Here is a 16,244-nt window from a genome sequence, read left to right as displayed (position 1 = left end):
GGGGGGGGGGAGAAAGAAAAAAAAAAACAACCGCAACAACCAAGAGCCCGAGGGGGGGCCCCCCCCCCCCCCCCCGCGCTCCGCCCGCCGGGCGGAGCTCAGCGGGCCGGACCCTCCGGCTCCGGCTCCCGTACCCCCAGGGCCCGGTAGTCCGCGCGCAGCGCGGAGAGCGCGCCGGCCAGCAGGCCGGGGTCCTGGAAGATCCCGTCGGCTCCGGCCGCCGACCCGCCCAGCCGCCGCATCGCCGCCAGCGCATGGGCGTCGGCGGCCACCTCTTCCACGGCCGGGCCGGGCGCGCAAGCCGGCGCGGCGGCTGCCGCGTCGCCGTCGGGAGCCGTGCCCACTGCGTCGTCTCCGCCCACTGCATCGTCTCCTCGCGTGCGTCGCGGCAGGTGTGCGTGCGTCCGGCTCGTCATGGTGCGCCGGGGTCCTTGAGGGGCGGATGAGAGATGCCGGAGGCAAATTCCACACTTCGAGTGAATTTTCCACTCATATGTGTGTCGCTCGCCTCAATGCGGCATGTACTGGACATAAGCTGCCGGGTCATTTCGGCGGCCCTGGGCATCGAGCCTCGACATACCGACCGCGACTGGGAGGCCGTCATGGCGACTCTGTGCAGACCGGCCATCGCCGTCCCCGAGCATGTGATCACGAGGGACGAGACGCTGGAGCTCGCCCGCACCCTCCATGCCGACCACCCGCAGCTGGAGCTCGCGTTGCGCCTGATCGGCAACACGGGAGTGCAGAAACGACACCTCGTACAACCGATCGAGGACACGCTGAAGCATCCGGGCTTCACCGTGCGCAACGCCCGCTACGAGCGGGAGGCCAAGGCCCGGGTGCCCGACGTGGTGCGCCGGGCGCTGGACCATGCGGAGCTGACCACCCGTGACATCGATCTGATCGTCTACGTGTCCTGTACCGGCTTCATGATGCCGTCGATGACCGCCTGGCTCATCAACACCATGGACTTCCGCAACGAGACCCGGCAGCTGCCCATCGCGCAGCTCGGCTGCGCGGCGGGGGGCGCGGCCCTCAATCGCGCGCACGACTTCTGCCGGGCCTATCCCGGGGCGAACGTGCTGATCGTGGCCTGCGAATTCTGTTCCCTGCTCTACCAGCCCACCGACCTGGGCGTCGGCAATCTGCTCTCCAACGGGCTCTTCGGGGACGCCCTGGCCTCGGCCGTCGTGCGCGGCGAGGGCGGCGAGGGCGTGCGGATCGAGGCCAACGGCTCCCACCTGGTGCCCGACACCGAGGAGTGGATCTCGTACGGCGTCCGGGACACGGGCTTCCACTTCCTTCTGGACAAGCGGGTGCCGGGCACGATGGCCATGCTGGCCCCCGCCATGCGGGACATGGCCGAGCCCCACCACTGGGACGTCTCCGAGCTGGACTTCTACATCGTGCACGCGGGCGGCCCGCGCATCCTGGACGACCTCAGCCGCTATCTGGGCCTGGCCCCCGAAACGTTCCGCTACAGCCGGGAGACGCTCACCGAGCGCGGCAACATCGCCAGCGCGGTCATCTTCGACGCCCTCGAACGCCTCTTCCAGGACGGTGGCGCGGCCGACGCGGCCCGGGGCATCATCGCCGGCTTCGGCCCCGGCATCACGGCCGAGATCGCGCTGGGCACCTGGAGCGCGAACGGCCACGCGAACGGCCGGGGGAAGGACGACGACGGCGACCGCGCGAAGGCGCCGGTGAAGGCCCCGATGACCGCGTGACACCCCTGACGCGGGCACGGCGCTACGGCTGCTGGGTCCTTCCGACGCCGTTCGTGACGGTCAGGCCCACGACGCGGTCGCCCGCGTACCAGACGTGGACGCCGCCGGACCGGCCGGCGGCGAACGCGGCGTGCACCGCGTGGCGCACGGCCGGGTCGGGGGCCTCCAGCCCGCGCCAGGCTCCGGCGACGTACAGCCGCAGCCGGGCCCTGGCGCCGGGCGGGTACGGCAGCAGCTCGTCCCGCAGGCCCTCCGCGACGCCGGAGCCGACCGGGCCCGGCAGCAGGTGCCCGAGGACCGCGCGCAGGTCGGGCCGGGCGCCGACGCGCTGGGAGGCGGGCCGGCCCGGCGCGTCGCACTGCGCCGAGCCGGTGGTCCGCAGCAGCTCGCGGACCCGTTCCGGGGCCGGCGACGGCAGGCCCGCCGCCTTGAGCACGCCCCGTACGACGGCCAGCGCGCCGCCGACGACGGCCGCGGCGGCGGACGTGCCCCGGAAGACGTCCGTGTACCAGGCGTCCTCGTCCGGGCCGCCGCGCAGATCGCCGGGCCCGTCCCAGTGGCCGCCGGTCGTGGTGACCTCGTGGCCCCAGCCCTGCGCGTCCACCCGCGAGCCGAAGTTGGAGAAGGCGAGCCGGGAGCGGTCCGGCCCGTGGTCGCGGCCGTGGGTGCCGGGCGGCGGGGCGCCGGCGCCCACGAGCACGGCGCCGGAGGAGGGCCCGTGGGCGCCGAAGGGGTTGCCCCACCACGCCGGGAACCCGTCCGGCCGCTCCTCGTACAGCGCGTCGTCCAGCGACTCGGAGCCGTTGCCGGCGGCCGCGACGACCAGGACACCGCAGGAGGTGGCGTACCGGATGGCCGCGAAGTCGTCCGGCCACCACTCCAGGGGGACGCAGCCGCGCTGGTCGTCGCGGTCGGAGTAGCCGAAGCGGGGGCCGGGGCGGTGGAGCCCGATGAGGACGAGGTCGCCGGGCGCCAGGCGGGCGGCGGCCTGGTGGATGGCCGCGGCGGTGCCGATGCCGTGGAAGGACGCCGCGCCGGCCCGGGCGCCGGGTGCCAGGCCGGTGGTGCCGGAGCCGGCGCGGTCGCCGCAGACGACGCCGATGGCGTTCGTGCCGTGGTTGCGCCAGGCCAGGTCGAGGACGGGGGCGCCGGCGACGATCCCGGCGAGCTGCCGGCCGAGGTTCTCGTGCTCCAGCCGCCAGGCCGCGCCCACGTCGACGACCCGTACGCCCTCGCCGGTGCCGCCCGGCAGGGTCCAGGCCCAGCGGGCGTCCACGCCTCCGGGCGCGGGGCCGAGGACGCCCTGGCGGTCGGTGAGGTCGGTGTGCGCCACCCCGGAGTGCCCCACCCCGGCCGGGGACGGGGCGGGCGTCGGTGCGCCGGGGGCGCACGCGGGCAGCGCGCTGGGTTTGACGTACGCGCTCTCGACGCCGGGCAGCGTGGTCAGCCGGGCCGCGAGCTCCTCCTGCTCCCGGCGCCGGTGGGTGCCGCGCACCCGGTGGAAGAGCGCGAGTTCGGGCGCCGCCGGGTCAGGGGTGAAGAGGGGTTCCAGCGTCAGGCGTTCGTCGGCGAGGAAGGCGTCGAGCGGTCCGAGGTCGGCCCCGGCCTCGGACCGTACGCCCCAGGGGCTGGCCCGCAGCCCGGCGCCGGCGTGGGTCACCACGACGAGCTCGCGTTCCAGGGGGAGGTAGGTGAAGCCGCCCGCTGCGGGGCGCCGGTGCCGGTCCGCCATGGGCCCCCAATCTGCTGGGGCGGGAGACCGTACGGCAAGGCCGCGGACCGGACAGGGGCCGAATTCGGCGGGGAAACCGCTGGTGAATTGCTCTCAGCTCACCATGGGGTCCAGGCGCATCGGCTGGATCTTTCCCTCCATCATCGCGCCCAGCCCCACCACGGAACACACGTCGGGATTCTCCGCGATCCGCACGATCATCCCGGTGCCCTGCTCGATCATCGTGTCGAGGCCCGGCAGCATCGCGCTGCCGCCCGCCAGCATCACCCCGCGCTCGGCGAGGTCGGCCACCAGATCGGGCGGGCACTCCCGCAGGACCCGGCCGATGGCGTCCAGCACGGCGGTGAGCGGGGTGTGGATCGCCTCGCGGACATGGGCGGTGTTCACCAGGACCGTGCGCGAGAGGCCCGTGGCCACGTCCCGGCCGCGCACCTCCGTCTCCGTACCGATGCGCAGGGGGTCGAAGAGCGCCAGGTGGAGGGGGTGCAGCCCCTGGGAGGGGAGCATCAGCTGATATTCGCCGCGCAGGTGCTGGATGATCGCGTAGTCGATGGCGTCCCCGCCCACCAGCACCTTCTCGGCCGCCACGATCGACCCCAGCGACAGGACCGCGACCTGTGTCGAGGCCGCGCCGCACACCACGATCATCGTGGCCTCGGGCTGCTCGACCGGCAGTCCGCAGCCCACGGCGGCGGCGATGAGGGTGTCGACCATCTCGACCTTGCGGGCGCCCAGGGCGCTGAGCACCTCGACGGCCGCGCGTTGCGCGATGGGCTCGGCGTCGTGCGGCAGGCAGACGGCGGCCCGGAGCATCGGCTTGCGCCGCCAGGCGCGGCGGATCTTGTCGTCCACGAGGAAGCGCAGCATGCGCTGGGCCATGTCGATGTCGACGACCGTGCCGCCGGAGATGGGGCGGACGACCTTGATGTGGTGCGGCGTCCGCCCGGCCATGCCGCCCGCCATCGTCCCGACCGCGATCAGCGACCCGGTGCGGGTGTTCACCGCGGCGAGGCTCGGTTCGTCGACGACCAGACCGGTGTCCTTGAGGTAGACGCGGGTCCGGGCCGCCCCGAGGTCGACGGCGACGGTGCAGCGGGTCAGCTGGTCGAGGCAGAGCGTCATGGCGGGTCCTTCCCTGGAGCGCGCGAGGGAATGGGGATGCCATGTCATCGTGCAAGGCGACGCGCCGGAGAGCACGCCGAATTGGGCCGCCCGGGGCAGGCGTGGGCCGGGGTGGGCCGGGGTGGAGACGGACACCCCCGTCGTCCGTCTCCGTCCCCGGCTCACGAAGGTGAGTCTGCCAGGGGGGTCTGACAATCACGGTGCTCCCGTACACCGCCCGGCCCCCGGCCCCCGGCCCCCGGCTCCCGGCCTCCGGCCCCCGGGCCCCGGACGGGGAGTCACGCCGTGCGGTGCCCGGCGCGCGGACCTAGGCTCGATGACATGAGCGAGGCCTCCGCCGGCGGCTGGCACGTAGCCGCCGACGTCCAGGGACGTCCGACGGACCGCGGGTGCGGCCACCTGGACGAGATCCGCGACGACGTCACGCCCGGCACGCCGGAGGGCTGCGAGGAGTGCCTGCGCATCGGCTCCACCTGGGTGCATCTGCGCGAGTGCCTGGTCTGCGGGCACATCGGCTGCTGCGACAGCTCACCGCACCGCCACGCCTCCGCGCACGCCCATGACACCGCCGGCCACGACCTCGCCCGCTCCTTCGAGCCGGGCGAGGACTGGGCGTGGTGCTACGCGGACGAACTGCTTCTGCAGCGCGCGGAGCCGCCCCGGTAACGGGCCGGCGTATTCCGGTCGTGAAGTAGTGGCGGGAACACCCTGAGTGCACGTGCATCGGCTCATGCATAAGCACATGAACGCGGCTATGATCCGGAGCAGTTGTCATCCTCGAATCCATGTTTGGGTGAGTGAGGGTGCCCCCTGCAAGCGATCCGGGAGGGTCCAGTGCCCCAGGCGCGCAACGGCATGGCCGCCTCGGACATCGAAGATGTCGTCTGGCGGAAGAGCCGCCACTCCAACTCGCAGGGTTCCTGCGTCGAGTTCGCGAAGCTGCCGGGTGGCGGGGTCGCTGTACGCAACTCCCGCCACCCGGATGGCCCGGCGCTCGTGTACACCCCCGCCGAGATCGAGGCGATGCTCCTCGGGATCAAGGACGGGGAGTTCGACTACCTCGTTCGCGATTAGCCCCCCGAATCGCGAACCGGGCAGTCATGACGAGCGCTTGGGGGCCGGGGCGGCGGCCGAGGCCGCGAACGGCGCCGTCAGTCGCGCGGCAGGCGGAACAGCGCCCAGACGACCTTGCCGTGCAACGCCCCCGCGAGGGGATGCCATCCCCACGCGTCCGTGAACTGTTCCACGAGGAACAGCCCCCGCCCGCGTTCGTCCCCGGCGTCGGCACGGCTCGCGACGGGGCTCGCCCCGCTCGGATCGCGTACCGCGCACACCAGCCGCGACGTCCAGCGCAGCAGGTGGAGACGTACGGACGGGTCGTACTCCGTACCGATGCCGGGGTGGTCGGACGGTACGGCATAACGCATCGAGTTGGTGACGAGCTCGGAGACGACGAGGGCCACATCGTCGAAGAGCGCGCCGAGGTCCCATTGACCGAGGGTGGATCGGGTGAACTTCCGGGCGGCGCCCACCGCTTCGAACCGGGGTGGGAGTCCACAGGAAGCGGAGTTGGAGACGGCGGATGAGTCGATCGGGGGGAGCCCTCTCCATAAGGGGGAGAGCACAGTCGATCCTTCGGTACCCATCCGAGGCACTCCTGGCAATCGAGGACGTGACGTGCACGTGTGCGAGCTCCATGGTTGCCAATGCGCGGGGCGGATGCAAGGGCAGATGCACGTGCACGAGGGGGATTTGGGGGCGCACAAGGGGGTTGGGGCGCAATTCTCCCTACGCCTCCTGCGGTAGCGCTCCCGTCGTTGGCTTGTCTGCGTAACCGGACATGCACTCAACGGAGGCCGAAGGTGGCAGACTTCGGCGCCGGGGGTAGCGGGGGTCGCCCTCAGAGGGGTGCGGAAACGACGAGACCACACAGAAGCTGGCAAGGACCGGAAGAGGAAGGTCGCCATGATGGCCACGAGCGAGTCGAGCGGTTCCGTGGTGCGGCGCATACTCCTGGGCTCGCAGCTCAGGCGGCTGCGGGAGTCGCGCGGGATCACCCGCGAGGCAGCCGGGTACTCGATCCGCGCGTCCGAGTCGAAGATCAGCCGCATGGAGCTGGGCCGGGTGAGCTTCAAGGCGCGTGACGTCGAGGACCTGCTCACGCTCTACGGGGTCACCGACGGCGCCGAGCGCGAGCCACTGCTGGGGCTGGCCCGGGAGGCCAACGTCGCCGGCTGGTGGCACAGCTACGGCGACGTCCTGCCCAGCTGGTTCCAGACCTACGTGGGGCTGGAGGGCGCCGCCTCGCACATCTCGATCTACGAGGTCCAGTTCGTGCACGGCCTCCTCCAGACCGAGGGCTACGCCCACGCCGTCGTGGTGCGCGGCCAGCCGGGCGCCGAGCCGGCCGAGGTGGAGCGGCGCGTCTCGCTGCGCATGGAGCGCCAGAAGCTGCTCTTCTCCGAGCGGGCACCGCGCTTCCACGCCGTTCTGGACGAGGCCGCACTGCACCGTCCGTACGGTGGCGAAACGGTCATGCGCAACCAGCTCCAGCACCTCATCGACATCTCCGAGCAGCCGAACGTCACGCTCCAGATCATGCCCTTCGCGTACGGCGGTCACGCGGCGGAGAGCGGCGCCTTCACGATGCTGCGCTTCCCCGAGTCGGACCTGTCCGACGTGGTCTACCTGGAGCAGCTGACCAGCGCGCTCTACCTCGACAAGAGCGAGGACGTGGCCCAGTACGGACGGGTGATGGACCGGCTGCACGCCGACAGCCTGTCCCCCGAGGCCAGCCGGGAACTGATCGGACGCCTTCTTCAACTCCTGTGACACATCAGTACGATGACGTCCCATCGGGACCACGTAATCGTCACGGGCGTCACGAGCGCCCCGCTATTCGCAGACGGGATGGCGCATGTCCGACGGCACATACGATTCGATATTCACCGACCTCGCCCACCAGTACATCGACGGTGAGTGGCGGGCCGGCAGCGGCTCCTGGGACATCGTGGACTTCAACCCCTACGACGGGGAGAAGCTCGCCTCGATCACGGTGGCCACGGTCTCCGAGATCGACCAGGCGTACCGTGCCGCCGAGCGCGCCCAGCCCGCCTGGGCGGGCACCAATCCGTACACCCGCCGGCTCGTCTTCGAACGCGCGCTGCGCGTCGTCGACGAGCGGGAGGCCGAGCTGACCGCGGCCATCACGGCCGAATGCGGCGGCACGGCCGTCAAGGCGGGCTTCGAGCTCCACCTCGTCCGGGAGTTCCTGCGCGAGGCCGTTCACCTGGCGTTACAGGCCGAGGGCCGCATCCTGCCGTCCCCGGACGACACCAAGGAGAACCGGCTCTACCGGTTACCGGTCGGCGTCGTGGGGGTCATCAGCCCGTTCAACTTCCCCTTCCTCCTGTCGATCAAGTCCGTGGCCCCCGCGCTGGCCCTGGGCAACGCGGTCGTCCTCAAGCCGCACCAGAACACCCCGGTGTGCGGCGGCGGGCTGGTGGCCCGGCTCTTCGAGGAGGCCGGCCTCCCCGCCGGCCTGCTGAACGTCGTCGTCACGGACATAGCGGAGATCGGCGACGCGCTCATAGAGCACCCGATCCCCAAGGTCATCTCCTTCACCGGCTCCGACAAGGTCGGCCGCCACGTCGCCACCGTCGCCGCCTCGCACTTCAAGCGCACCATCCTTGAACTCGGCGGCAACAGCGCGCTGATCGTCCTGGAGGACGCCGACCTCGACTACGCCGTGGACGCCGCTGTTTTCAGCCGATTCATCCACCAGGGGCAGGTCTGCATGGCCGCCAACCGGGTACTGGTCGACCGGTCCGTCGAGCGTGAATTCACGGAGAAGTTCGTCGCCAAGGTGCGGACCCTGAAGGTCGGCGACCCGGGCGATCCGGCTACGCACATCGGCCCGCTCATCAACGCGGGCCAGGCCGAGGCGATCACCACCCTGGTGGAGCAGACCGTCGCGGACGGCGCGACCGCCCTCGTACGCGGGCGGACGGACGGCACACTGGTCTCGCCGTCCGTGCTGACCGGGCTGCCGGAGGACGCGCCGATCCTGGGCCAGGAGATCTTCGGCCCGGTCGCGCTGATCATCCCCTTCGACGGCGAGGACGAGGCCGTCCGGCTCGCCAACGCCACCCCGTACGGCCTGAGCGGAGCCGTCCACACGGGCGACGTCGAGCGGGGCGTGCGCGTGGCCAAGCGCATCGAGACGGGGATGGTCCACGTCAACGACGCCACCGTGCACGACGAGGCGATCGTGCCGTTCGGCGGCGAGAAGCACTCGGGCGTGGGCCGGCTGAACGGCGACGCGATGGTCGAGGCCTTCACCACGACGAAGTGGATCTCCATCCAGCACGGACGGAGCAGATTCCCCTTCTGACACAGGGTTTTCTTCTGACACAGGTGCTCTAGGACCGGATCCGTCCTACATCGGCCCTACGGTGATCTCGTCGCCGCCGGAGCACGGCGGCGGAACGGACCGACGAGGGAACGGTGGGGACCATGGTCATGCACGTCGTCGAGAAGAAGGTCACCGACGAGCGCGGCACGCTGCTGGACTTCCTGGCGGCGCAGCGCGTCGGCATCCGCCGGGCGGTGAGCGGCCTGACGGCCGAGCAGGCGGCGGCGACGCCGAGCGCCAGTGAGCTGTCGCTGATCGCGCTGCTCAAGCACGTGTCCGAGGGGGAGGCCGGCTGGATCGACCGGGCGAAGGGCACGGCCCCGAAGGGCATCGAGGAGTCGATGAAGGGGTGGCAGGCGAGCTGGCACCCGACCGAGGACGACACCGTGGCGACCCTCCTGGCCCGCTGGGAGGAGATCGCCGCGGACACCGAGCGGTTCATCCGCTCGGCGCCCAGCCTGGAGGACACCTTCGAGCTGCCCGACGCGCCGTGGTTCCCGGCGGACGCCCGGACGGTGTCCCTGCGCTGGCTGCTGCTCCACCTGATCGAGGAGGTCGGCCGGCACGCGGGCCACGCCGACATCGTCCGCGAGTCGCTCGACGGGAAGACGGCGTTCGACCTGATGGCGGCGGAGCGGGACGCGGCGTAGCCGCGGCTCAGCCGGCGGTGTCGCAGAGCTCCAGAATCAGCCGGGCCGCGTTCTCCGGGTCGCGGAGGGTGGGGAAGTGGTCCCACCCCGGCATGAACTCCAGGCGGCAGCCGGGGATGCGGGCGGCGATGGCCTTGTTGCAGTCGATCACCTCGGGCTGGTCCCGGTCGCCCACCGCCAGCAGGGCCGGCACGTTCAGCTCGCCGAGCCGGTCGAAGGCGGGCGCGTCCGGGACGTCGTAGGGGTGGGTGAGGAACCACGCGCGGAAGCACGCCCGCACGGACGGGCCCGCCTCGTCGGTGTCGTCCCCGCTTCCGGCGGCGCCCCAGACGCGCAGGCACAGGGCCTGCAACCCGTCCATGTCGTTCGCCTCGGCCAGCCGGACGATCTCGGCCATCATCTCCGGGGACTTGAGCTCCTCGTAGCCGGTGACCCCCGGGCACAGCAGAGCGAGCCCGGCGACCCGCGCGGGGGCGTTCAGGGCGAGCGTGATCGCCGTCGATCCGCCCATGCTGGTACCGGCGAGCACCACCCGGTCGAGCCCGAAGTGGTCGAGCACCGCGAGCAGGTCCTCGGACTGCGAGTAGCGCGCGGTGGGCATCGGCGACCGCCCGAAGCCGCGCGCGTCGTAACGGATCACGCGCCGCTGCGCGGTGAGAGCCGGCATGAGCTTGTCCCAGATACGGGAGTCGCCGATCCCCGGATGCAGCAGCACCAGCGGCAGCGCCCCGTCCCCGGAGACGTCCCCGGAGATGTCCCCGCTGTCGTCGGCCCAGACTTCGCCGTCCTTGACGGACACGGTGAGTTCCATGGACCGAGTCTGGTGGGGGAAGGGTTGCTACCGCCAGGTGTCGGTCACTCCGGCCGGTCGGGTCCGGATTCGGATTCGGGTCCGGGTCCGGGTTCGGATTCGGGTCCGGGTTCGGGTTGCGTGTGGAGGATCTCGCGGGCCTGTTCCGCGGCGCGGGAGATGCTCTCGGCGACGAAGTCGACGAACCGGGCGATGTTCTCCAGGCGGACGGCGGCGGGGGTGCCGGGGCCGAGGACACCGACGCCCTGCCGGGCGGTCTCGGCGAGCAGGGCGTTGGCCCGGGCCGAGGCGAGCATCGACTGGTACCAGACGTCGTTGTCGACGAGGTAGCGCTCGCGGCGGCGTTCGTCGCGTTCCCGGCGGACGAGGCCCTGGTTCTCCAGGAACGCGACCGCCTTGGAGACGGACGCGGGGCTGATGTCGAGGCGCTGGATGAGTTCGGCCGAGGTGAGGCTGCCCGCGTCGGTGGTGAACAGGCAGGTCAGCACCCGGGAGATCATCTTGGGCAGGCCCTGCTGCATCAGGAGGGTGGTGAACACCTCCTCGTACTCGCGCACGGCCTCGGCGTCGCGCCCATGGGCCTGCGCCGCCGACGACGGGGCCTGCGGCCCGCGGGAGGCGGGCTGCCTGCGGCGGGTGGCGCGGCGCTCGGTGGCGCGGTGGGCGAGGTCGGCGCGGTAGGCGGTGGGGCCGCCGTTGCGCATCACCTCACGCGTGACCGTGGAGGTAGGGCGGTCGAGGCGCCTGGCGATCTCCGCGTAGGCGAGGCCGTCGGCCACCCCCGACGCGATCTGCTGACGTTCCTGCTGGGTGAGTCTGCCTCCCGGCACCGGGATCTCCTTCGCGCGCTTGCCTGATGCCACGAGCGTAGCGTTCACACGGAGTCCAATGCAACGAAGCGAGGAGCTGACGTTGCGTTAAATGCAGACCCGTTGCAACGATATGAAGCCTGTGACCTGCATAAATGCTGATTGAGTGCAACGAGTGTGTTGCTTGATTCGGGAACGCAACGTAGCTTTTGCGATGTCGGAAACGACGAGCGCACAAGCGCAACGCACACAACGCAAGAGGAGAGCACCATGCAGAAGTTCGCCACCACCGCCCCGATCGCCGCCGTCCTGGACCTCCCCGCCGGCCGCGTGCAGCTCATCGCCGCCGACCGTGCCGACGCCACCGTCGAGGTCCTGCCCGGGAACCCCTCGAAGAGCCGCGACGTGAAGGCGGCGGAGCAGACCATGGTCGAGTACCGCGACGGCGTCCTGCGGATCTCGGCCCCGGAGGCCAAGAACCAGTACTTCGGCCCCTCCGGCTCCGTCGAGGTCACCGTCCAGCTGCCCGCCGGCTCCCGGGTCGAGCTCAAGTCCGCCTGCGCCGAACTGCGGGGCGTCGGACGGCTCGGCGACGTCGACTTCGAGAGCGCCCAGGGTGCGATCAAGGTCGACGAGGTTGCGGGCCTCCGCTCCAAGACGGCCGGCGGCGACGTGTCCGTGGGGCGCCTGAGCGGCCACGCGGAGATCACCACCGCCCAGGGCCACATCCGGATCGCCGAGGCCGTGAGCGGCACGGTCGTGCTGCGCACCGAGATGGGCGACCTGTCGGTGGGCGCGGCGCGCGGGACCTCCGCCTCCCTGGACGCCGGCACGGGCTACGGCCGCATCCACAACGCCCTCAAGAACACGGACAGCGCCGCCGCCGACCTGACGATCCACGCGACGACCAGCTACGGCAACATCGACGCCCGCAGCCTCTGAGGAGGCGCCTCCGTGAGGGAACTGCCGGCGGTCATACGGGAGGGTGGAGGGACGGCCGGTCCTGATGCGGGGGGTGTCGGGTGGGTGCTAGCTTGAGGGCCATCGGAATTGGTGAAGTTCGGCTGTCAGTCCTCAGGTCTTCGGAGGGCTGGCGGTGGATCAACCACCCTTTGAAGGGCCCTGTCGCGGATTGGTCACCCGTGACGCTCTTTCGGGGCTCGATTTTTTAGGGCCCGCGCCACGGGGGTCATCCGTGACGCGGACCCAGCGGAAGTGACGGGATTGACCGTCAGCCCTCAGGTTGTGTGAGGGCTGACGGTCACCGTCCGATCATCCACCTCCCGAACTCGCGGATTGCCGCGTAAATCCGTTCGTGAAGTGGCTTCTTCCGATGGCGTCCCATGGGCGCCCCCTCCCTACAGTGCGCCCTGACCGGGAGCGCTCCGGAGGACGCCTCAGCCAGGCGCCCTGGGCGAGCGTCCGGATGGTTCACGTCCTCTGTGGGAGGGGGCGCACGAGGTGCGCCACGCATCACAATATCGGCTGGTATGGCGGGAGTTGGCCGATTCGGGGGCTGGCTGCCGTGATTACTACGATCGGGTGATTCTGGAGGGTCGGGCGAGGAAGCGGTCGCGGCTGGCTCGGTGGGCGGCCTTCACGGCCGCGGCTCCGGCGAGTACGTCCACAGCTGTGGACGGCCGCTCCGGTTCGGCGGTGCCCGTATCGCGACAGGCCCGGCAACGGCCCCCGGGCAACATCTGGGGACGACCCGGCGCACCGCAGCCCACGCATTCGGCGAGCGCGGTTGCCTCTTCGGGTGCGCGTGCGACAGGGGTGGCCGGTTCCGGTGGGAGTTTCGTCCGCAGGCGATTGCGGGTGAAGGCCCCCGGGGCGTGGACCTGGTCGGGGAGGGCGGTCGTCAGCGCCGCGACGAGGCGGGGCCTCGACACGCCTCTGGCCAGCCACTCCGCTGCCAGCGGCTCCAGTTCGGCGCACTCCGCCGCCGACAGAGGCAGCCGGGGGTCCGTGCGGGCCGCCTCGGCCAGTGCCTCGTACGCGGCGGATCGGGTCGGGGCCACGCGGGGCTCCTCCGCCTTCGGTACGTCGCCCCGCAGGAAGTGTTCCCACCAGGCCTCACTGCGTGCCGTGCGCGAGAAGTACGAGCGGAACACCCACTGCGTACGGCCGTCGCCGACGGTCTCGCGCCTGCGGAACAAATGACCTGCGCGGGCAAGGGCGTTGAGTGCCGTCCGGATCGCCTGCTGGCCGTACGCGGCGATCTCCTTGGCGAGGGTCTTCACGTCGATCGCCGCGCCTTCGGGAAGGCGGTCGATGTGGGCGGCGATGGAGGCTTCACGGTGCGGCAGATGGTCGAACGTTCGTCCGTCGCGCGGTGCCTGGTCCGGTGCGGAACGTTTTCCGTAGCCGGGTGCGGCCATTGGGGGAGTGGACGGGCAGGGGGCGACGGTAGTGTTGGCCACAGCCACTGGATCGACTCCTTGACTATCGATCTGGGTGGTCAGACCCCCGTCCCGGTGTTGGCGCACCGGCGGGGGTTGTTTGTTGCTGCGCACGCTACAGGGCCATCGCTCGCCGTGGCGACTCGCTTGCGGAAAGTCATCTGGCTGTGCATGCAGGGGGCTTGGGAGGGTGGGTGGGTTCTCACCACCGCCCATTCCTCAGACAAGGCGCTCGGGTCTCGACGCCCGAAGCTCGGCTATGAACCGGCCCCATGTTCTCGGGGTCACGGTCAGCCGCGCGTGGCCGTCCCGAAGCTCAAGCTTCGAGTCCCGGATGTGGATGGTGTGGGGGAGGGTGGCGACCTCGACGCATTCGCCGCCCAGGTTGTTGCTGTAGCTGGACTTGAACCATGTCGGCTCGTCGGTCATAGCTCTTCCGAGACCTTTCTGATGAACGCTGCCGACTCCTCGCTGCCCAGTGCCTGCATGCGGATCGTGCCGTAGTGCTGGACGAGGACGCTGACGGTCTTCGCGTCGGAATGCAGTACGTGGGTGCCCTGGCCTTCCACGTAGCCGTAATGCTGGTGCTCACTCGTTTCCAGCAGCACCAGTGGGCCGTTGAGGTGGGAAGGTGCGGATCGGTCGGCAGGTAGAACCTGGATCGATGTGTTGCGCAAAGCGCTGTCCACTTCGAGCAGGTGGAGCAGCTGACGTTTCATGGCAGCAGAGCCGCCGGTGTTGGTGCGCAGGGCGGCTTCGTAGATCACAAAGCTGAACAGGGGCGCGGGCCTGCGGGTGAGCTTCTCCCGGCGTGCCAGCCGGGTCGCAAGGCGTTCTTCCACTGTGTCGTCGTCCACCGGTGGCCAGTGGCTCGCCAGCACTGCCCTTGCGTACTCCTCGGTCTGCAACAGTCCGGGGATGTAAAGCGTTTGGTAGTTCGAGACCGCGATGGCCTCGTCCTCCAGCTCCATGAATTCGCGGAACTGTCCGGGCTGCCGCTCCGGCTTCAGGTAGTCCCTCGCCGCCAGCAGCATCCCCCGCGCCCCGCACATCTCGTCGGCGACCTCCAGGAGCCGCACGGTCGGCCTCCGCCGCCCCTGCTCCACCGACTTGATCATCTCGTACCCGTACCCGGCCTCCTCGGCCAGCTTCTCGCGGCTGACGCCTGCCTGCGTGCGCCACAGCTTGAGCTGGTTGCCGCAGTACCGCCATGCCATCGGCGGCTGAGAGCCGTCGTTCGTCACCGCCGCCCCTCTCCGGGTACACGCCGGGTACGGCGCATGTTCGTACCCACCTCGTTACTCCCGATCCTGCTCCCGGACCAGCACGGTTTCAGCCTGAAAGCCGAAACTCACCGTTCCGAGGGCAGCGATGGCAGCAGTACGACCCGAGACCCCGACCCCGCTGAAGTTCGCCGGGTGGTGCTTCCCCCGGCACCCGCGCAGTGTGGGGCGATCCCGCCGGTTGTTGCGGGAGGAGGTGCGCGGCTGGCCGGTGCCGGAGGAGACGGCGAACGTGGCCGTGCTCCTGCTGAGCGAGCTGATGGCCAACGCGTGCCGTCACGGGCGGACGTCTCCGGGCCGGGAGATCAGCGCGTTCTGCACGGTCGACGCGACGTCTCTGCGGATCGAGGTCGCGGACGCGGGGGACGGGGTCCCCCGGCTGCGGTGCGCGGGGGAGTACGACGAGGCCGGGCGGGGCCTCGCCCTCGTCGCGGCCCTGTCCGACGCGTGGGCGGTCAAACCCCGCCCGTACGGCATCGGCAAGACCGTGTGGTGCGAGCTGCGCCTACGCTGAAGCTCAGCCCAGCAGCGCCGACGTGCGAGGCGCATCGGCCTTCGGCCGTGGCTAGTGTGGACTCGCGACGGAGACGCTGGTCGCGGTATCGCTCACGCAAGGGAGCCCATATGAGCGCGCACCCGGTGGAACACGGGGACGAGCCGATCATCGAACGTCCCGAGAGGACGATCGCCGCGCTCAGACAGGCTCTGGCGCGCATCGCCCCGTCGGAGCTCTCTGTGATGGAGACCGAGCGGGACGAGGTGCTCACGCTGGCCGCCGAGACGCAGTCGGTGGGCCCCGTCAATGGGTTCCTGTTGCGGTGGGCGACGCTGGTGGAGATCGAACGCCACCCGGTGACTGCTCGCAGGCTCCACGATGCCGAGCGCCGGGTCCGGACGGCCCGGGACACGGAGACCATGCGCGCTGCCGCGCGAGAGGTAGCCGACATCAAGGCGGCTGCGCGGCGGGCGGTCGGCGGGTGAGCGACGGCTGGACCTGGGAGTACTGGTGGCCGGAGACCGAGCTGGATCTCGGCCCGGACCTGGCGGGCCAAGTCAAGGAGCGCTGCGAGGAGTTACTCCGCGCCGCAGAGACGTTGTACATCTCCGGAGAGCGGCATGAAGGCGGCTCCGACAGGCGGACCGCCTATGTCGCTGGTGGCATGTTCGAGTATCTGGTGGCGCCCCGGCTGCTGACGTTGGTCGTTGTCAGCGTCACCGCGTACTGGGGGTTGGGGGGGCCCCCCTGCGCGGGGGGCGGTCCAACCCCCCCGGTGGTGGGGGGTTGGGGTTTGTC

The 16,244-nt window shown here is 70.9% G+C and carries 18 protein-coding genes; 9 read left to right on the top strand and 9 right to left on the bottom strand.

Translation table 11 applies throughout. The features are described from left to right. Nucleotides 1-98: 98 nt before the first annotated feature. Nucleotides 99-362 (bottom strand): hypothetical protein, encoded by a 264-nt coding sequence (locus tag AC07BS_RS13995; protein ID WP_478932209.1) that lies wholly within the window; start codon nt 360-362, stop codon nt 99-101. Between the two features lie 240 nt (nt 363-602). Between AC07BS_RS13995 and AC07BS_RS13990 the strand changes: the two genes are divergently transcribed. Further along, complete coding sequence (locus tag AC07BS_RS13990; RefSeq protein ID WP_478645744.1) at nt 603-1,727, top strand: type III polyketide synthase; 1,125 nt, start codon at nt 603-605, stop codon at nt 1,725-1,727. A 22-nt stretch (nt 1,728-1,749) separates the two neighbouring features. Here AC07BS_RS13990 and AC07BS_RS13985 read toward each other — a convergent pair whose 3' ends face one another. Continuing rightward, a complete protein-coding gene (locus AC07BS_RS13985; protein WP_478932206.1) occupies nt 1,750-3,459 on the bottom strand; it encodes a S8 family serine peptidase in 1,710 nt (569 codons plus the stop codon). A 93-nt stretch (nt 3,460-3,552) separates the two neighbouring features. Then, complete coding sequence (locus AC07BS_RS13980) at nt 3,553-4,581, bottom strand: rod shape-determining protein (RefSeq protein WP_478645747.1); 1,029 nt, start codon at nt 4,579-4,581, stop codon at nt 3,553-3,555. A 321-nt stretch (nt 4,582-4,902) separates the two neighbouring features. Between AC07BS_RS13980 and AC07BS_RS13975 the strand changes: the two genes are divergently transcribed. Both AC07BS_RS13975 and AC07BS_RS13970 read left to right on the top strand, forming a co-directional pair. Further along, nucleotides 4,903-5,247, top strand: coding sequence for a UBP-type zinc finger domain-containing protein (locus AC07BS_RS13975; RefSeq protein ID WP_478645748.1), 345 nt, complete (start codon nt 4,903-4,905; stop codon nt 5,245-5,247). A gap of 189 nt (nt 5,248-5,436) precedes the next feature. Beyond that, nucleotides 5,437-5,655 (top strand): DUF397 domain-containing protein, encoded by a 219-nt coding sequence (locus AC07BS_RS13970; RefSeq protein WP_478645954.1) that lies wholly within the window; start codon nt 5,437-5,439, stop codon nt 5,653-5,655. 77 nt (nt 5,656-5,732) lie between these two features. On the opposite strand, the gene AC07BS_RS13965 is transcribed toward AC07BS_RS13970, so the two are convergent. Next, entirely contained in the window at nt 5,733-6,227 is a 495-nt protein-coding gene (locus AC07BS_RS13965) for an ATP-binding protein (protein WP_478645750.1), read from the bottom strand. A 322-nt stretch (nt 6,228-6,549) separates the two neighbouring features. Between AC07BS_RS13965 and AC07BS_RS13960 the strand changes: the two genes are divergently transcribed. The 3 genes from AC07BS_RS13960 to AC07BS_RS13950 all read left to right on the top strand — a co-directional run bounded on the left by AC07BS_RS13960 (nt 6,550) and on the right by AC07BS_RS13950 (nt 9,645). Next, nucleotides 6,550-7,413, top strand: a complete 864-nt coding sequence (locus AC07BS_RS13960) for a helix-turn-helix domain-containing protein (RefSeq protein ID WP_478645957.1) — start codon at nt 6,550-6,552, stop codon at nt 7,411-7,413. 85 nt (nt 7,414-7,498) lie between these two features. Next, the gene (locus tag AC07BS_RS13955; protein WP_478932203.1) at nt 7,499-8,974 is read left to right on the top strand and encodes an aldehyde dehydrogenase family protein; all 1,476 of its coding nucleotides are present in this window, start codon (nt 7,499-7,501) and stop codon (nt 8,972-8,974) included. 122 nt (nt 8,975-9,096) lie between these two features. Beyond that, complete coding sequence (locus AC07BS_RS13950; RefSeq protein ID WP_478645757.1) at nt 9,097-9,645, top strand: DinB family protein; 549 nt, start codon at nt 9,097-9,099, stop codon at nt 9,643-9,645. A 7-nt stretch (nt 9,646-9,652) separates the two neighbouring features. Here the strand turns inward: AC07BS_RS13950 and AC07BS_RS13945 are convergent, their stop codons facing one another. After that, entirely contained in the window at nt 9,653-10,456 is an 804-nt protein-coding gene (locus tag AC07BS_RS13945; RefSeq protein ID WP_478645758.1) for an alpha/beta fold hydrolase, read from the bottom strand. Between the two features lie 44 nt (nt 10,457-10,500). Continuing rightward, nucleotides 10,501-11,286, bottom strand: coding sequence for a helix-turn-helix domain-containing protein (locus tag AC07BS_RS13940; protein ID WP_478932363.1), 786 nt, complete (start codon nt 11,284-11,286; stop codon nt 10,501-10,503). Between the two features lie 249 nt (nt 11,287-11,535). On the opposite strand from AC07BS_RS13940, the gene AC07BS_RS13935 reads away from it, so the two are divergent. Then, a complete protein-coding gene (locus AC07BS_RS13935; protein ID WP_478645759.1) occupies nt 11,536-12,207 on the top strand; it encodes a DUF4097 family beta strand repeat-containing protein in 672 nt (223 codons plus the stop codon). Between the two features lie 590 nt (nt 12,208-12,797). On the opposite strand, the gene AC07BS_RS13930 is transcribed toward AC07BS_RS13935, so the two are convergent. The 3 genes from AC07BS_RS13930 to AC07BS_RS13920 all read right to left on the bottom strand — a co-directional run bounded on the left by AC07BS_RS13930 (nt 12,798) and on the right by AC07BS_RS13920 (nt 14,911). After that, nucleotides 12,798-13,646 (bottom strand): hypothetical protein, encoded by an 849-nt coding sequence (locus AC07BS_RS13930; RefSeq protein ID WP_478932200.1) that lies wholly within the window; start codon nt 13,644-13,646, stop codon nt 12,798-12,800. A 240-nt stretch (nt 13,647-13,886) separates the two neighbouring features. After that, nucleotides 13,887-14,096: a DUF397 domain-containing protein gene (locus AC07BS_RS13925; protein WP_478932198.1), complete on the bottom strand. Its 210-nt coding sequence runs from the start codon at nt 14,094-14,096 to the stop codon at nt 13,887-13,889. Next, on the bottom strand, nt 14,093-14,911 hold the full coding sequence (locus AC07BS_RS13920; RefSeq protein WP_478932196.1) for a helix-turn-helix domain-containing protein: 819 nt from the start codon (nt 14,909-14,911) through the stop codon (nt 14,093-14,095). The genes AC07BS_RS13925 and AC07BS_RS13920 overlap by 4 nt, the downstream gene beginning before the upstream one ends. A gap of 127 nt (nt 14,912-15,038) precedes the next feature. Between AC07BS_RS13920 and AC07BS_RS13915 the strand changes: the two genes are divergently transcribed. Continuing rightward, a complete protein-coding gene (locus AC07BS_RS13915; RefSeq protein WP_478645766.1) occupies nt 15,039-15,464 on the top strand; it encodes an ATP-binding protein in 426 nt (141 codons plus the stop codon). A 110-nt stretch (nt 15,465-15,574) separates the two neighbouring features. Then, nucleotides 15,575-15,931: a DUF6247 family protein gene (locus tag AC07BS_RS13910; RefSeq protein ID WP_478932193.1), complete on the top strand. Its 357-nt coding sequence runs from the start codon at nt 15,575-15,577 to the stop codon at nt 15,929-15,931. Nucleotides 15,932-16,244: the final 313 nt, after the last annotated feature.

The organism is Streptomyces sp. NPDC044063, from assembly GCF_056434285.1.
This window is presented reverse-complemented; position numbering and strand designations above follow the sequence as displayed.

Bases quoted from the DNA above. Each gene is read 5' to 3' on its own strand.
- AC07BS_RS13925 (WP_478932198.1), bottom strand. From the start codon at position 14,096: ATGACCGACGAGCCGACATGGTTCAAGTCCAGCTACAGCAACAACCTG.
- AC07BS_RS13975 (WP_478645748.1), top strand. From the start codon at position 4,903: ATGAGCGAGGCCTCCGCCGGCGGCTGGCACGTAGCCGCCGACGTCCAG.
- AC07BS_RS13950 (WP_478645757.1), top strand. From the start codon at position 9,097: ATGGTCATGCACGTCGTCGAGAAGAAGGTCACCGACGAGCGCGGCACG.
- AC07BS_RS13980 (WP_478645747.1), bottom strand. From the start codon at position 4,581: ATGACGCTCTGCCTCGACCAGCTGACCCGCTGCACCGTCGCCGTCGAC.
- AC07BS_RS13910 (WP_478932193.1), top strand. From the start codon at position 15,575: ATGAGCGCGCACCCGGTGGAACACGGGGACGAGCCGATCATCGAACGT.
- AC07BS_RS13965 (WP_478645750.1), bottom strand. From the start codon at position 6,227: ATGGGTACCGAAGGATCGACTGTGCTCTCCCCCTTATGGAGAGGGCTC.
- AC07BS_RS13915 (WP_478645766.1), top strand. From the start codon at position 15,039: ATGGCAGCAGTACGACCCGAGACCCCGACCCCGCTGAAGTTCGCCGGG.
- AC07BS_RS13990 (WP_478645744.1), top strand. From the start codon at position 603: ATGGCGACTCTGTGCAGACCGGCCATCGCCGTCCCCGAGCATGTGATC.
- AC07BS_RS13930 (WP_478932200.1), bottom strand. From the start codon at position 13,646: ATGGCCGCACCCGGCTACGGAAAACGTTCCGCACCGGACCAGGCACCG.
- AC07BS_RS13935 (WP_478645759.1), top strand. From the start codon at position 11,536: ATGCAGAAGTTCGCCACCACCGCCCCGATCGCCGCCGTCCTGGACCTC.
- AC07BS_RS13945 (WP_478645758.1), bottom strand. From the start codon at position 10,456: ATGGAACTCACCGTGTCCGTCAAGGACGGCGAAGTCTGGGCCGACGAC.
- AC07BS_RS13955 (WP_478932203.1), top strand. From the start codon at position 7,499: ATGTCCGACGGCACATACGATTCGATATTCACCGACCTCGCCCACCAG.
- AC07BS_RS13970 (WP_478645954.1), top strand. From the start codon at position 5,437: ATGGCCGCCTCGGACATCGAAGATGTCGTCTGGCGGAAGAGCCGCCAC.
- AC07BS_RS13985 (WP_478932206.1), bottom strand. From the start codon at position 3,459: ATGGCGGACCGGCACCGGCGCCCCGCAGCGGGCGGCTTCACCTACCTC.
- AC07BS_RS13960 (WP_478645957.1), top strand. From the start codon at position 6,550: ATGGCCACGAGCGAGTCGAGCGGTTCCGTGGTGCGGCGCATACTCCTG.